Annotated in this window: 15 protein-coding genes; 5 read left to right on the plus strand and 10 right to left on the minus strand. The window is 62.8% G+C overall.

Annotation, left to right across the window (positions count from 1 at the left end):
- From WC421_03305 to WC421_03345, 9 genes are all read right to left on the minus strand, one after another.
- The coding region (locus WC421_03305) for a squalene/phytoene synthase family protein (GenBank protein MFA5161250.1) at positions 1 to 265 on the minus strand (265 nt) is incomplete at its 3' end.
- Positions 262 to 1,848: an L-aspartate oxidase gene (gene nadB, locus WC421_03310; protein MFA5161251.1), complete on the minus strand. Its 1,587-nt coding sequence runs from the start codon at positions 1,846 to 1,848 to the stop codon at positions 262 to 264. The genes nadB and WC421_03305, both read right to left, overlap by 4 nt.
- Entirely contained in the window at positions 1,841 to 2,305 is a 465-nt protein-coding gene (gene rfaE2, locus WC421_03315; protein ID MFA5161252.1) for a D-glycero-beta-D-manno-heptose 1-phosphate adenylyltransferase, read from the minus strand. The genes nadB and rfaE2 overlap by 8 nt, the downstream gene beginning before the upstream one ends.
- 3 nt (positions 2,306 to 2,308) lie before the next feature.
- Positions 2,309 to 3,289 (minus strand): tetratricopeptide repeat protein, encoded by a 981-nt coding sequence (locus WC421_03320; GenBank protein ID MFA5161253.1) that lies wholly within the window; start codon positions 3,287 to 3,289, stop codon positions 2,309 to 2,311.
- Positions 3,261 to 4,223, minus strand: a complete 963-nt coding sequence (locus tag WC421_03325; protein MFA5161254.1) for a patatin-like phospholipase family protein — start codon at positions 4,221 to 4,223, stop codon at positions 3,261 to 3,263. The genes WC421_03320 and WC421_03325 overlap by 29 nt, the downstream gene beginning before the upstream one ends.
- 3 nt (positions 4,224 to 4,226) lie before the next feature.
- Positions 4,227 to 5,507: a TolC family protein gene (locus WC421_03330; protein MFA5161255.1), complete on the minus strand. Its 1,281-nt coding sequence runs from the start codon at positions 5,505 to 5,507 to the stop codon at positions 4,227 to 4,229.
- Complete coding sequence (locus tag WC421_03335; GenBank protein ID MFA5161256.1) at positions 5,504 to 6,085, minus strand: methyl-accepting chemotaxis protein; 582 nt, start codon at positions 6,083 to 6,085, stop codon at positions 5,504 to 5,506. The genes WC421_03330 and WC421_03335 overlap by 4 nt, the downstream gene beginning before the upstream one ends.
- Positions 6,086 to 6,135: 50 nt before the next feature.
- On the minus strand, positions 6,136 to 7,167 hold the full coding sequence (locus WC421_03340; GenBank protein ID MFA5161257.1) for an ATP-dependent 6-phosphofructokinase: 1,032 nt from the start codon (positions 7,165 to 7,167) through the stop codon (positions 6,136 to 6,138).
- Between the two features lie 9 nt (positions 7,168 to 7,176).
- Positions 7,177 to 7,953: a hypothetical protein gene (locus WC421_03345; protein MFA5161258.1), complete on the minus strand. Its 777-nt coding sequence runs from the start codon at positions 7,951 to 7,953 to the stop codon at positions 7,177 to 7,179.
- Between the two features lie 402 nt (positions 7,954 to 8,355).
- On the opposite strand from WC421_03345, the gene WC421_03350 reads away from it, so the two are divergent.
- On the plus strand, positions 8,356 to 9,771 hold the full coding sequence (locus WC421_03350) for a hypothetical protein (GenBank protein MFA5161259.1): 1,416 nt from the start codon (positions 8,356 to 8,358) through the stop codon (positions 9,769 to 9,771).
- Positions 9,772 to 9,819: 48 nt separating this feature from the next.
- Here the strand turns inward: WC421_03350 and WC421_03355 are convergent, their stop codons facing one another.
- A complete protein-coding gene (locus WC421_03355; GenBank protein ID MFA5161260.1) occupies positions 9,820 to 10,554 on the minus strand; it encodes a glycosyltransferase family 2 protein in 735 nt (244 codons plus the stop codon).
- A gap of 34 nt (positions 10,555 to 10,588) precedes the next feature.
- Between WC421_03355 and WC421_03360 the strand changes: the two genes are divergently transcribed.
- From WC421_03360 to WC421_03375, 4 genes are all read left to right on the plus strand, one after another.
- Positions 10,589 to 11,917: an NCS2 family permease gene (locus WC421_03360; protein ID MFA5161261.1), complete on the plus strand. Its 1,329-nt coding sequence runs from the start codon at positions 10,589 to 10,591 to the stop codon at positions 11,915 to 11,917.
- Between the two features lie 76 nt (positions 11,918 to 11,993).
- A complete protein-coding gene (locus WC421_03365; GenBank protein ID MFA5161262.1) occupies positions 11,994 to 13,649 on the plus strand; it encodes an AAA family ATPase in 1,656 nt (551 codons plus the stop codon).
- Positions 13,646 to 14,878, plus strand: coding sequence for a S41 family peptidase (locus tag WC421_03370; protein MFA5161263.1), 1,233 nt, complete (start codon positions 13,646 to 13,648; stop codon positions 14,876 to 14,878). The genes WC421_03365 and WC421_03370 overlap by 4 nt, the downstream gene beginning before the upstream one ends.
- A 7-nt stretch (positions 14,879 to 14,885) precedes the next feature.
- Entirely contained in the window at positions 14,886 to 15,152 is a 267-nt protein-coding gene (locus WC421_03375; protein MFA5161264.1) for a hypothetical protein, read from the plus strand.
- The last annotated feature ends 9 nt before the right edge of the window (positions 15,153 to 15,161 follow it).

The following is a 15,161-nucleotide window of genomic DNA, read 5'->3' on the forward strand; positions in this document are numbered from 1 at the left end:
CTCCGCCGTCCGGCGCGGAGATTTCCTCCGCAAGCCGGGCCAGCGCGGCCTTGCGCAGCGGCCTGCGCTCCGGCAGCAGCGGGAACCGGCGTATGCGCTCCAGCCGCCGCGCGCGCGGGACAGCCTCGGTATCGGCTATGGTGTCCGCCGCGCGGCACAGCAGATACGCGCACGAAAACGCCGGGCGCATGTATGCCGGCAGCGCCCGCGCGCTCAGGTAGAGCGAGCGCGAAGTGCGTTTGAGTATTTCCCGCGTTGTCATCATCTGTATCTGTCTATGACGGTGGGGCGCAGCCAGTCCGGGCTGGAACGGGGATAATCGGCGTTGTAATGCAGCCCCCGGCTTTCGCGCCGCAGCGCGGCGCTGCGTATGACCGCCTCGGCCACGCAGGCGATATTGCGCAGCTCCGCCACGTCCCTTGTAACCAGAAAATCCCAGTAATACTGGCGAATCTCGTCGTTTATAAGCTGCATCCGGCGCGCGGCGCGCTCCAGCCGCTTGTCGGTGCGGACTATGCCGACATAATTCCACATCAGCGCGCGGATTTCCTCCCAGTTCTGGGCCACTATCACCGCCTCCTCGCTGGCGACGGCGCGGCCCGTTTTCCAGTCGGTAAGCCGGGGCGCGCCGCGCCTGAACGACGGCAGGCGGGATTTTATATCGCCGGCGGCCCGGCGGGCGAAGACGCAGGCCTCCAGCAGCGAATTGGAGGCCAGGCGGTTCGCGCCGTGCAGGCCGGTGCAGGCGGCCTCGCCCACGGCGTAAAGCCCGTCCATTACAGTGCGGCCCTCGGCGCCGGTTTCTATGCCGCCGCAGAAAAAATGCGCCGCCGGCACCACGGGAACAGGCTCTTTTGCCATGTCTATGCCGTAGGAAAGGCAGGTCCTGTAGATATACGGAAATCTCCGTTTTATGAAATCCGGCTTTTTGGCGGTGATGTCCAGAAAAACGCAGTCCGCGCCGGAACGTTTAAGCTCGCTGTCTATGGCGCGGGCCACTATGTCGCGCGGGGCAAGCTCGGCCAGCGGGGAGTATTGTTTCATGAACGGCCTGCCGTTTGCAAGGCGCAGTATCGCGCCCTCGCCGCGCACCGCCTCGGAAATCAGGAATGACTTGGCCCTGGGATGGTAGAGGCAGGTCGGATGGAACTGCACGAATTCCATGTTTTTAAGCGGCACGCCGGCGCGGTAAGCCATGGCCATGCCGTCGCCGGTGGCGCAGTCCGGGTTGGAGGTGTAGCGGTACACCTTGCCCGCCCCGCCGGAGGCGATAACGGTGAACTTGGCGGAGAAAAGCTCCACTTTCCCGGTGCCGGACAGCGCATAGGCGCCGAAGCAGCGGTTTTTATCCGGCGGGATGTCGCGCGCGTGGCCGCGCAGGATGAGGTCTATGGCGGCGCGGCTTTCAAAAATTCTTATATTGGGATGTTTGCGGCAGGCGGCTTCAAGCGTCCTGGAAATTTCAAGCCCGGTCAGATCGCGCGAGTGGATGATTCTGCGCCTGCTGTGCCCGCCTTCAAGCCCCAGCTCCAGCAAGCCGTTTTTGCGCGAGAACTTCGCGCCCAGCTCCAGCAGCCGCCGTATGCACTCCGGCCCCTGCGAGACCGCGATTTTAACCGCGTTTTCGTCGCAAAGCCCGGCGCCGGCCAGCAGGGTGTCGGCCTCGTGGCTGGCAAAGGAATCCTCCGGCGAAACGGCCGCCGCCACGCCGCCCTGCGCCGCCGCGCTGCTGGAGGCCAGCGCGTCGCGCTTGGTGATAATATTGACCGTGCCGCTACCGGCCAGTTCCAGCGCGGCCATCATGCCGGCCAGCCCGCTGCCGACTACCAGAAAATCGGATTCAGCCATGTATTCTGCTTATAATAGCGGTTGTTGATTTGCCTTTGACAAGTTTCACCCGCGCCACTTTTCCGGCAAATTCCCGGCCTATTATCTGGCCGGTCCTGTAATCGGCGCCTTTTACCAGGACATCGGGGCGGATGAGGCTTAGAATACGCTGCGGCGTGTCCTCGCCGAAAACCACCACGCGGTCCACCGCCTCCAGCGCGGCAAGGACGGCGGCCCTGTCGGCCTGTGGGTTGACGGGGCGCGAGGGGCCTTTTAGCCTGCGCACCGAATCGTCTGAATTAAGCCCCACCACCAGGCAGCCGCCTGTGGAGCGGGCCGCCTCCAGCAGCCGGACATGGCCGCTGTGGAGTATGTCAAAACAGCCGTTTGTGAACGCAACTTTCCGGCCCGCGCGGCGGCAGGCCGCGCGCCACCTGAGCAGGGATTTTAGCGAAACCGTTTTCCTTGACGTTTTCATAAATCATTCCGGCAGTGTTTTGAGCAGCTGCAGCGCCGCCCGCGCTATGAACGGCTCCTCCTTCGATTCCGCCGCCGCCAGCAGCCGGGGCCGCGCAAGCGCGGGCCGGCCTGATTTCATATACGCCAGCGCGGCGGCAAGCGAGGCAAGCGGGTCGTCGGGGCGCTTTATAAGCTCGGCCTGGGAAAGGGCGAGCGACTTGTCCGTGTCGCCGGAGGCGGCCAGCCAGAGCGCGCGGCGCAGCACGATATCGCTCCTTTCCGGCGCGGCGGCCTGGGCGCGGGCTATTTCGGCCAGGGCGGCGGTTTTGTCGCCGCTTTCGCCGTAAATGCGCGCGCTTAAAAGCAGGGTTTCGGCGTCGCCGGAATCCATGGCAAGGGCGCGGTCTGTTATCCCGCGCGCGGCCTCGTATTTACGCTGGGCGAAGGCGCTTTCCGCATAGCCGCGCCAGAGCGCGGCATCCCGCACCGCCATGGATTCAAGCGCGGCGCTGTAATGCTTCTCCGCCTTGCCGTGAAAACCCTCTTTCATGTAAATCTGGGCCAGTCCGATATTTGCCTCAAAGCTGCCGGAGTCCAGATTCAGTATTTTGAGAAAAATCGCCTGCGCATTGTCCAGCAGTCCGGTTTTCTGGTACAGCCGGCCAAGCGCCAGCAGCAGTTGCATATCCTTGGGATAAATCCGGACCGCTATCTGATAATCGGACAGGGCGCGGTCGTCCTTGCCGGCGCGCTCGTGGCACTGGCCAAGGAACCAGTAGGCCAGCTTTTTATCCGCCGCGCCGGCTGCGGGGGAGGCCAGCGCCGCCTCAAACAGCTCCGCGCTTCCGGCATAATCGCCGCGCGCGAAAAGCTCCCTGGCCGGCTCCAGAACTGAGGGCTTCTCCCCCCCCCAGAACAGAAAACCCGCCCTGGCCGGCGCGCAGGCCGCCGCGAAGACGCAGGCAAGCAGAATGCTACTTATTATATTGCGACGCGATTTCATTTATTGAAAAGAAAATCAGCGATTCCTCGGCTGAAGCTATATTTTCATTCATGGCCAGCACGCCGCGCTCTCCGGCCTGCGGGCAGCGGTTAAGCTCCACGAAGCTTATGTCGCTTACATGCGGCTCTACCACGAAGTCGGCTTTTTTCATCGCGGCCTCGGCCAGAATGGCGCCGCGTATGTCCATAACCTGCATTACATATGAAAGTATGCTGTGGAATTTCGCCGCCGAATAATCGCCCAGCGTTACGCTGGCCAGCACCCAGTCCGCCCCCATGTCGCGCGCGGACTGCACGGGCAGGAAATCCGCCACGCCGCCGTCCACCAGATAGCGCTGGCGGTACTGGACGGGGCTGAACAGCCCCGGTATGTTCATGCTGGCGCGCACCGCGATGGCGACGGGACCTTCCCGGAACACGATATTCTCGCCCGTTTTGAGGTCCATGGCAGAGCAGGAAAAAGGGATTTTAAGCTGGTCAAATGTCTTTCCGCCCATGTAGGAGTTTACGAAGCTCTCCATTTTCTCGGACGAAAACAGTTTCTGGGACAGCACCAGTTCCAGCATTCCCACCGCGTTGTAGTCGCCGGATACTTTGGCGAAGGAGGCCGCGCCGCCTATTTCCCAGATTTTTTCAAAAGGCAGCCCCGCGCAGTACATGGAGCCGACCACCGAGCCCATGGAGGTCCCCGCCAGGCAGTCCACCGGAAACCCCGCGTCGGAGAGGATTTGCAGCACCCCCACATGCGCAAACCCCTTTGCCCCGCCGCCGGAAAGCGCCACGCCCACCCTGGGCCTTGCGTCCGCGGGCAGCTCCCGGAACTGCTGCCACAGAAATTCGCGCGCCACATCGTCCTGTTTTGCCGGCGCGGCGCAGGCGCGCGGCGGAAAAACTACCGCACAGGCCGCCGCCAGCAGGCAAAACAATGTTTTCATCGGTTATTGCGCGGGCAGTTCCTGGCCCAGCGCCCATTCAAGCCGGGCGCGGCTGTCCAGCTGGCCGCGCACCGCCTCCAGCCAGGCAAGCTGGGCCGCGCACACCTCGCGCGCGGCGCGCAGCGCCGAAATTCCGGGCACGGCGGAGCGCGCCGTCTCCCCGTAGCGTCCGGCCAGGCGGCGGTAAACCGCCTCGCGCTGCGGGACCTCTTCCTGCCAGAAGGCGTTGTCCTCGTAGGCCTGCCGTATCTCAAGGCGCACCTTGTCCTGCAGGGCGGAGCGTTTAAGGTCGCCCTGACGCTGCTCGGCGCGTTTCTGCTCCACTTGAGTCCACAGATTGTAGCTGAGCGGGAACTGCACGGCCAGAGTGGTCTCCCACGAGTTGGATTTAAGCGGAAACTGCTCGCCCACCACGTCGTAGCTGGCGCCCAGCATCACGGTGGGGTAGCGGCGCGACATGGCGAGGTTGACGGCTATTGAATCCATCTCGGCCTTGTAGGTTTCGCCTTTAAGCTCGGGGCGCATCTCCATGGCCCACACCGTCAGCTTGCCAAGGTCCGCCTTCGCGGGCTGAGGGGCGAAGTCGCCGGCAATGTCAACGGCACTGTCCAGCTCGCGGTTTATCGCGCGCAGGAAATCCAGCCGCAGGTTCTGGTGGCTGCGCCAGGCGGACTGCTTCTGTGCGGACATCGCCTCTATGGCGGCATCCTCCTCCAGCGCCTCCCAGGCGCCCGGCTTTGACTGCGCGGCGGCGCCGCGCATCCCGGCTATCCAGTAATCCATGGCGGCAAGCGACGCGCTGGAATGCAGCAGGCTGTAAAACGATTTGCGCACGGCAAGCGAGGCGTCGCGCTTGGCCGAATCGTAGCGGGTCTGCGCCTGCATCAGCGAGGCTTTCGCCAGCCGCAACGTGCTGGAATTCCTGCCTCCCACATATATCGGCTGCAACAGGCTGGCGCGCGCGGTGTAGAAATTCTCGTAATCGCTGGGGAAAAGGATATGCGAGGCCGTCTCCGGCATCAGCAGCTGCGGATATTTCAGGTTGGATTTGGTGGCCGTGCCGGTCAGGCTGGTCTGCGGGAAAAACAAAAACACGGCCTCCCGCACACGCTGGCGGGCGATTATAAGGTCCTGCTCCGCCGAAAGAACGTCGGTGTTGTTGGCAAGCCCCAGCCGCAGCGCCTGGTCCAGGGTAAGCGTCTCCTCCGGCGGGGAGAAATGCGCGGGCGCCGCCTGAGCCGGCGCGCACAGCGCCAGCGCGGCGGCGCACAGCGCGGCAATCATACCGTGAACTCCGATGTTATGCGCGCGACTTCGGAGGCGGTTTTCTCCATATCCGCCTTCTCCTGCGGGTCCTGGCATTTTTCGGCCAGCGCGCGCAGCGACTGCGCGGCGTCCTGGGCGCGGCGCCTGTCGCCAGACACTTTGGCGCGCAGCGAGGCGGCCATTTTGTTAAACTCGTCCTGCAATTCGGTCAGCTGGTCGCCTTTTCTGAGGTGGATGTCGCGGGTCAGGTCGCCCTCGGCCAGCAGGGCGGCGATTTTTTCAAACTTGTACACCGGCCCGGCCATGCGGTGGGAAACCACGCTTGCCACTATCAGCACGATTCCCAGATATATCGCCATTTTCAGCGCCAGCACGGGCATCGCGCCGGTAATCTCGTCCATCAGCGGCTGCACCAGCGCCGGATGCGCCGCCATCATGCGGGAGAGGTTCCACACCACCTCCGCCGCCATTATCATAAAGCCCAGCAGCACGCTCATAAACAGCATGGCCATGTACTGCACCTGCAGCCTTTTCTTGATGATGATGGTGTGCCGCTTGCAGCTTCTTCCGGTCCTGATTGTGGTTTCGGTGTCCATAATTGCGCCTCCCGCGCGCCCGCGGCCCTGCGCGGGCGCGCCGCGCGTTTTTAGAGCATGGAGTCGGCGAATTTAAGCCATTGCTCGCTCACCGTCTTGAGCTGGCCCACCGCCGTTTCCAGCGGGACGGGCGTTATCTTGTCGCCGTTAAGCGCGGCCATGACGCCGAACCTGCCCTCGCAGGCGAACTGCGCCGCCGCCGCGCCCACGCGGGAGCCCAGAATCCTGTCAAACAGCGTCGGCGCGCCGCCGCGCTGTATGTGGCCGATTACGGCATGGCGGGTTTCTATGCCGGTTTTTTCCTCTATGATTTTGGCAAGGCTCTCTCCCACGCCGCGGCCCTTCAGAATGACATGGCCGAAATCGTCCAGGTCCTGGGTTTTGCCGCCGTCCAGCGCGGGCAGTTCCACCGCCTCGCTGGAAACCACCAGCGCGTATTTGCGCGCCGCGTAGGCCTCTTTGAGCTTTCTGGCCAGGTCCTCTCCGTCCACCTTGCGCTCCGGCAGGCAGACATAATCCGCCGCGCCGGCTATGGCGGTAAACAGCGCCACCCAGCCCGCGTGGCGGCCCATCACCTCAAGCACTATTATGCGGTGATGGCTGCGCGCCGTGTCGCGCAGCCGCTGCAGCGCGTCCACCGCCACGGTAACGGAGGTGTCAAACCCGAAGGTGTAATCCGTGCCGGAGAGGTCGTTGTCCATGGTCTTGGGCACGCCCACAACCGGGAACTGGAAATCCTTGTAAAGCCTGTGGGCCACGCCCAGGGTGTCTTCGCCGCCCATGGCCACCAGCGCATCCAGGCTGTTTTTGCGGAAAGTATCCTTGAGCGCCTCCACCCCGCCTTCCTTCTTATAGGGGTTGGTGCGCGAGGTGCCCAGCATCGTGCCGCCCTGCATGATGATTTCGCGCGTTATGTCGCGGTTCAGCGGCAGGGTGCGGTTTTCTATGATGCCCTTCCAGCCGTCGGCGAAGCCGACGCACTCGCAGCCCAGCTTTTCCGCCGCGAATACGCAGCCGCGTATGGCGGGGTTGAGGCCGGGGCAGTCGCCCCCGCCGGTGAGAATGCCTATCCGTTTAGCCATTACAGCCTCCTAGAAGCTCGTGACATAGCGCAGCTGCACCACACGTTCCAGCCGCTGGACGCTGCCGTCGGCAAGCTGTGCGTTCTTGCCGATATCGCGCAGCGCGAAATCTATCTGGAAAAACGGCGACACGTAAAACCGCGCCCCGGCATTTATGCGCGACTGGTCAAAGCGCTGTATGTTGTCCCACTCGCCCATGAGGGCGAAGGTGTCCTCCACCGTGAAGCTGGCCGCCAGTGAGAGGTAAATGCTGTTGCTCTGGAAATCCGAAAGGTTCACGCCCGGATGGAGCTGGAACCATTTGCTGAACACCGATTTGGTGCCGGCGAGGTAGAGGCCACGCTCCTTTTCCAGGAATTTGTCGGTTGAGCGGTCGTAATAATAGCCCTGCCCGTCGTAGCCCACGGCCAGCGCGGGAAAAAGCGCGCTGCCGTCGTAGAAGCGGTATTTGGCCTGTATGGCGGGCCGTTCCAGCCGCACGGATGTTCCCGTGCCGATGAAATTTTCCAGAACCGCGCTGACGCCCAGATTCAACTGCGGCAGCACCCCGAAAGACACCTCGTCCAGCAGATTCCCGCCGGAAAAAAACCGCGTCTTGTTGAGCAGGCCGTAATAATCCAACGTGCCCGCCGTGGGAATGTCTATAAGGCTGGTGTCTGCCGCCAGCGCCTGCCCGCCGCCGCTGCTGTCGGAGACGGCCTTGGGCAGCTTGCGCATATTGGCCGCCAACGCGCCCGGCGCGGCCAGAACGCAGGCCGCGGCGGCTGCAACGAAAAATCTTTTCATTCAGAGCCTCCTCAAAAAACTATTATACCCGATTATTGGGCGAAACATAAACAACGATGCCTGCACGACATCGCCCATTTTTTTCACAATGCCGTATTTTGCTGTCCCGATTGCCGGAAACAACCGCGCGAACAAAGAAGAAAATGCCAAAAATAACGGCGTCCCTCTCTGAAACACACGAACAGGCTACTGGAACAAGGCGGGAACAACTACCGGGAACTTTTTTGTTCCCCTTTCGTGTGTTTCGTGGTTTGATTCTGTTTCCGTTGTTGTTTGCCAACATACCACAGCTCTTCAAAAAACGTGAGATGCCGTACGATGCCTTGCGGATGAACAGTGTTGACAATGGCGCGGCGACTATGTAGCATTGCTGTGCCCTGTTTGTATTGTGCAGAAAGAGAAATGAGGAGACAAGATATGGGCGTTTTCCCGCAACAGCAATCACTGTGTCTGGTCTTCCGGCATCGGGCCAGGGCGGTTATCGCGGCGGCGGCTGTCGCCGTTGCAGCCGCAAGCGCCGGGGCCTCGGATTCCTACACGATAGCCAACGGGGCATATCTGGACATCAGCACTTTCAGCGTCGCCTGCAAGCGCGTTACCAACAATTCCGGCGCCAGCCTCTATGTCCCGGCATACACGTTAACCGAGTACAACTCTTTCCTTAACGGCACGCAGCATCCGGCCGGCATCACAATAGGGAACTGCTACACGCTGACTATTTCGGTTTCCGGCAGCGGCAGCGTGGACCCGGCGTCCGGCAACACTTATGCCGACGGGCAGGTGGTAACGCTGACCGCGACCCGCAATTGCGCGAACACATTTTCCGGCTGGAGCGGCGACGCCAGCGGCACCTCCTATCCGTCAACCACGGTTACGATGACCTCCAACAAGAGCGTAACAGCCACTTTTGCCGCCGGTTATTATTATGCGTCTCTCACCTCCGGCTCAAGCTGGACAGTGCCCAATGAATGGCTCTCGTCCTGCAACACGGTGGAGGTTATAGGCGGCGGAGGCGGAGGCGCCGGCGGAGGGTTCACCAACCTGGCCGGCGGCGGAGGCGGAGGCGGCTATTCAAAGACGAGCAACATATCCCTGACGCCCGGCGGCTCGGCTTCCTACAGCATCGGTTCCGGCGGCGGAGGCGGGGCCTCCGGCTGCCATGCCGGAACCGGCGGGGGAACCACATCGTTCGGCAGCGGGCCCAGCGCCAGCGCCAACGGCGGCGCCGGAGGCGCCTGTCCCAGCGCCGGCGCAGCGGGCGGCAGCACCACCGGAGCCGTGGGCGACACCAAATACGCCGGCGGCAACGGCGGCGGAAGCTCATCTTCGACGGGTGACGCAAGCGGAGGCGGCGGCGCGGCGGGGCCGAACGGCGCCGGCAAAAACGGGGGATTGGCCTACAACAACGGCACTTATCTCTGCAGCGGCGGAGGCGGCGGCGCCGCCGGCGGCTCCTCCACGGCAGGCAGCAACGGTTCGGACAGCGGCGGCGGCAACGGCGGCAAGAACCGCAGCAACAGCGGCGCCGGAACCGGAGGGGCCGCCAGCGGCAACGGCAACAGCGGCACGGCAGGCAGCAACGGCGGCGGAGGCGGCGGGGCCTCCGCGGGAGGCATGTATGCCTTCAGCGGCGGCAACGGCGGCGCGGGCAATGAATGGAGTTCCTACGGCGGCGCAGGCGGCGGGGGCGGCGGGTCCGCCTCGGCGCTGGGCTCGGGAGATTCCGCCGGAACCGGCGGCAATTACGGAGGAGGCGGAGGAGGAGGCGGCCACGCGGGCGGCGCGGGCGCGCAGGGCGTCATCTATATAGTTTATTAATCCGAATGCTCCAGTCGGTTTTCGCTGCAAAAAAATTGCGAGCAGACACTACCGCCGGCCGGTGCCGGCGGTTTTGCGTTTTGATGAGAGAGCGGATTGCGCCACAAACCGCGCCAGCAGCGCCATTGAGCATATCCCGTATTTCACGCTGCGCCTGAAATTGATTGACGAGGCTTCCGCGAAGTACTTCGCCGGAACCGGAATGTCGCCTATCCTCAGCCCCGCGCCGACGGCCTTCAGCAGCATTTGCGCGTCAAAGACAAAATCGTCCGAATTGCCCCGCCAGTCCGCGGCTTCCAGCGCCTTGCGCGAATAGGCGCGCAGCCCGCTGTGCCATTCGCCCAGATTCTGCCCGGTGGCCAGATTCTCCACAATGGTGAGGCAGCGGTTTGCGATGTATTTGTACAGCGGCATTCCGCCTTTGAGCGCCTCGTCCCTGGAGCGTATGCGGTTGCCCAGCACAATGTCGCAGATGTCCAGGCGGATAAGCTCGGTCATTATGGAAACCACGCGCGGGTCGTACTGATAATCGGGATGCACCATCACCACCACGTCGGCCCCCGCCTCCAGCGCATGGGCGTAACAGGTTTTCTGATTCGCGCCGTAGCCGCGGTTTTTATCGTGGCGGAACGCTTGTATGCCCAGCCCGGAGGCAAGCTCGTAGGTGCCGTCGGACGAACAATCGTCAACGAGGATGATTTCGTCCACCGGAGGCAGGGCTTTCACGGTGCGCTCCAGCGTTTTCGCGGCGTTGTAGGCGGGCAGCACCACTACGGTTTTCATGGATAAATTCTACAAAACTATTTAGAATCTGGTTATGTGCCGTATCGCCGATTACTTTTCGCTTGAGGAAAACGGGACTTCCGTGCGGACGGAGCTTTCCGCCGGGCTTGCCACTTTCCTGACAATGTCCTATATACTGTTCGTGCAGCCGCAGGCGCTGGCCGCAGCGGGGATGGACGGCGGCGCGGTTTTCACCGCCACCTGCCTGTCCTCCGCGCTAGCCTGCATCGTGATGGGTTTTGCCGCCAATTATCCCATCGCCCAGGCCCCGCTTATGGGCGAGAATTTCTTTTTCGCCTATGCCGTGGTGCTGGGGATGGGGATAAGCTGGCAGAAGGCGCTGGGGCTGGTTTTCGTCTCCGGGCTGGCGTTCATGCTGCTTAATGTCACCCGCGCGCGGGAGTATCTGCTTAACGCGATACCGGATTCGCTCAAGTTCGGCATTTCCGTGGGAATAGGGCTTTTCATCTCGTTTATAGGGCTTAAGGAGGCGGGAATAATAGCCGCCTCGCCCGGCACACTGGTGCAGCTGGGGCCGGTAACGGAAGCTCCGGTTGCAATCGCGCTGGCCGGCTTCGGGGTTACGGCGCTGCTGTTTGTGCGCGGCGCGCGCGGCGCGATACTCTGGGGAATAACCGCCTGCGCCGCGCTGGCCTGGGCCCTTGGCGTCATAAAGATAGGCGGCGTATTCAGCGCGCCGCCTTCAATGTCGCCCACTTTCATGAAGCTGGATGTTAGCGGGCTGCTGAACTGGCATTCGCTGTCCATCGTGCTGGTCTTCCTGTTTATGACGGTGTTTGACACGGTTGGGACGCTGGTCGGCGTGGGAATGCAGGCAGGGCTTATGAAGAACGGCAGGCTGGCCCGCGCCAACCGCGCCATGATATCCGACGCGGTGGCCACCTCTGTCGGGGCCTGCCTGGGCACCTCCACGGTGTCCAGCTATATAGAAAGCGCGACGGGCGTCGCCCAGGGCGGGCGCACCGGGCTTACGGCGGTGGCCGTGGGGATTTTATTCCTGCTGGCGCTGTTTTTCTCGCCGCTGGCGGCGGCGGTGGGGACGGGGGTCAAATTAAGCGGCGGGCAGCTTGTGCATCCCGTAACCGCGCCCGCGCTGATAATGGTGGGCGCGCTTATGATGCGCGCCGCGCGCAAAATCAACTGGGACGACATGGCCGATTCACTGCCCGCCTTCCTGATAATAATACTCATCCCCTTCACCTTTAACATAGCAGACGGCATCGCCGCCGGTTTTATCGCATTCCCGCTGGTCAAGACCGCGCAGGGCCGCCGGGCGGAGGCGACGCCGCTTATGTGGTCGCTCTGCGTCCTTTTCATCCTGCGCTACATTTTCCTCAGGTGAAGCCGAGTCTTTGCCGGCCACTGCCCAATCACAATTTCCGGGGTAAGTTTCAGAATAAATTTTGTAGACTGGCGGTATGCTCTGGCACAGGTTCCGGCTTTTCTGGGACAGATACTGGCTTTGGATAGCCATAATCACGCTGCTTGCCGTTTCGGTGGCGGTGCCGGTGGCCTATCTGCGCGGGCTTGAGGAAAACACATACAAATACATAATCGCGCTGAACATGGCCTCGCTTCCGGCGGGGGTGCTGCAGACTCTGATTTTCGTGGGATTCCTGTACCTGCTGCAATTCGGCGGCGGGTTCGCGCGTTTCAAAAAAATGCGCGTGCGCACCGGGGCGATACAGGTCAAGTTCACCGATGTCATCGGCCTGGGCCAGGCCAAGCGCGAGGCCTGGGAGGTGGTGCAGCTTATACGCGACAGGCGCCGCGTTACCACCATCGGCGGCAAGATACTGCGCGGCGTGCTGATGGTGGGGCCGCCGGGCTGCGGCAAGACGCTGCTGGCCAAGGCCATCGCGGCGGAGGCGGGGGTGCCGTTTCTGGCCGTCTCCGGCGCGGAGTTCACCGAGATTTTCATAGGCGTGGGCGCCTCCCGCGTGCGCAAGCTGTTCCGCCAGGCCAGAAGCTACGCGCGGGCTTACGGCTCCTGCATAATTTTCATAGACGAGATTGAGGTCATAGGCCGGCAGAGAATTCTGCACGACGCTTTCGGCGGCGGGGCGGAAACCAACAGCACCCAGAACCAATTGCTGATAGAGCTTGACGGCCTTGAAGACAGCGACGCCAACGTGGTGGTAATCGGCGCCACCAATGCCGGCGAGAAGACTCTGGACGAGGCGCTGCTGCGCCCCGGCAGGTTTGACCGCAAAATCCACGTAGGCCGTCCCAATCTGGAGGAGCGCGAGCATATTTTCCGCTATTATCTGGGCAAAATAAAATGCGACCCGCAGCTGGACGTGGCCCGGCTGGCGCGCAAGACCGTCCGCAAAACCCCGGCTGAGGTGGAAAATATCGTAAAAGAGGCGGCGCTTATAACCGCCCGCTCCCGCCGGGACGCCGTAACCATGCGCGAGCTGACCGAAGCCATAGAGCGCATAGAGCTGGGCGTGGAGCATAAGCTCAACCTCACCCCGCGCGAGAAGGAGATGACCGCCTGGCACGAGGCCGGCCATGTGCTTGCGCTTTACCTGACCCATCCGACCAGCGACGTGTTCAAGGTTTCCATACGCCAGCGCGGCGGAGCGCTGGGGGTGGTGCATTCCGTCCCCAGAGAGGAGCTTTACGCCGCCGACAGGGAGACTTTGCTGGCGCATATCCGCTTCGCCCTGGGCGGCTACGCGGCGGAGCGCAAGCGCTACGGCCTTTCCACCGACGGCGTCAGCGCGGATTTCGCCGATGTCATGCGCGTCGCTCACGATATGGTCTGGCGGCTGGGCATGGGCAGTTCCGGCCTGGCGGGCGACTACACCGCAATTCCCGAAAACCAGCTTTCCGAAACCTTCAAGCAGCAGCTTAACGAGGACACCCGCAAACTCATCGCCGAGCAGCTGGCCTCCGTGGAAAAGCTCTTAAACGACCAATGGCCCATAGCCCAGGCCCTTGTGGCCGAGCTGCTGGCGAAAGAAGAGATGGATTACGACGAGGTGTCCGAGATTTTCTCCCGTTTCGGCAAGCCGCCGCGCCTGTCGCCCGCGGCGCCGCCGCCCGCCGCGCCGGAGGCCGCGCGATGAGGCGGTTTCGCGCCGCAGCCGGGCGGAATTTACGGACCGGCTTGCCGCTGCCCGCGCTGGCGGCCGCCTTCTGCTGCGCGCTGGCGCTGTCCGGCTGCGGCAAGGGCGGCGCGGCATACGAGGCGGCAAAAATATTTGCCGCCAACAGCGCAAAAAAAATCACTTTTGAGGATGCCCGCGGGGCCTTCGCCAAAGGCCGGGTCAATGCCATAACTTCCCTTGACAGGCACTGCCGCATAGCCGGCGCGGCGCAGAAGCGGCTTGTGGCCGCCGCGCCGCAGACGCGCGTCATGGGCGTTGGGCTACGCATAGCCGCAAGGGGCAAATTTTTCGAGATAACCCAGGTGATGCGGGGCTCCTCCGCCGAAAAAGCCGGCCTGGCCGAGGGCGACAGGCTGCTGGCCGTCAACGGCATGCCGGTTGCCGGCCTGCCCGCCGCCAGAGTGCGCGAGATGACGTCCGCATCTTCCGGCGGGGATGTGGACCTGGCGGTGTCCCGCGTTCTTGGCGGGCTGGAGCGGCGGCTGCAATTTTCCGTGCGGCGGGAGATAGTGGAGGTTCCCATAGCCACATCCGCCATATACCAGCAGTGGGCGGGATATTTGCGGATGACGTCGTTCGCGCTGGGATCGGCGGCGCAGGCCCGGCGCGAAATGGCGGATTTGCATGCGGCGGGGATACAGGCCGTCCTGCTGGATTTGCGCTTCAACAAAGGCGGCCTGCCGGCGGAGGCCGCGGATTTTCTGAGGCTTTTCACGGGCGGCAAAAAAACGCTTTTCCGCGAGATTTCCGACAAGGCCGCCTACAGGCAGTCATACGAGGCGGGCCCCGACGCGCAGTTCGGGGATGTGCTTGTGATGGTGCTGGTCAACGGCAAAACCGCCGGCTGCGCGGAGATAGCGGCCCAGTCGCTGCGCGAAAACACCGGCGCGCTTGTGGCCGGCTCCAGAACCGCCGGCGAGGGCGGGACGCAGCGCATGTTTAACCTGCCAGACGACAAGGGGTTGTGGATGACGGTGTCCTACCTTGTGCCGCCCTCCGGCAGGGCCATAGAGGAGGCGGGCATTATTCCGGACATGACGATAACCGCAAGCGCCGGGGACGAGGCCCGCATAGAGCAGGGCTGGAGCGAAACGAAGTATCCCGTCCTCAACGACCCGTATTTCAGGGAGGCGGTGAAAACCCTCGCCGCCAAGGCTCAACAACAGGGCCTGAAAATGGTAAAATAGTTCTCACATGACCGCAGTTGAAAAACAATTCCTCTCAACCGCGCTTGCAGGCGCGCTGCATGACATGGAGCGCAAACGCGCAGGGAAACCCCATTTGCGCGAGCAGGCGCGCTGCGTTTTCTGCGGCCAGCCGATAACGGCGGACAGGTTTTATGTCATCCGCGACGGCGGCGGCTACGCCGCAGGCTGCCTGCACTGCGGCGCGCTGCGCGAATCTTTTCCCAGCGTGAACCCGTTCATGTTCTCCAATCTCGCGCGCAGCAGAACCAACTGAACCAGAGTC

It is taken from the genome of Elusimicrobiales bacterium, assembly GCA_041651175.1.
GTDB lineage: Bacteria > Elusimicrobiota > Elusimicrobia > Elusimicrobiales > Elusimicrobiaceae > JAQTYB01.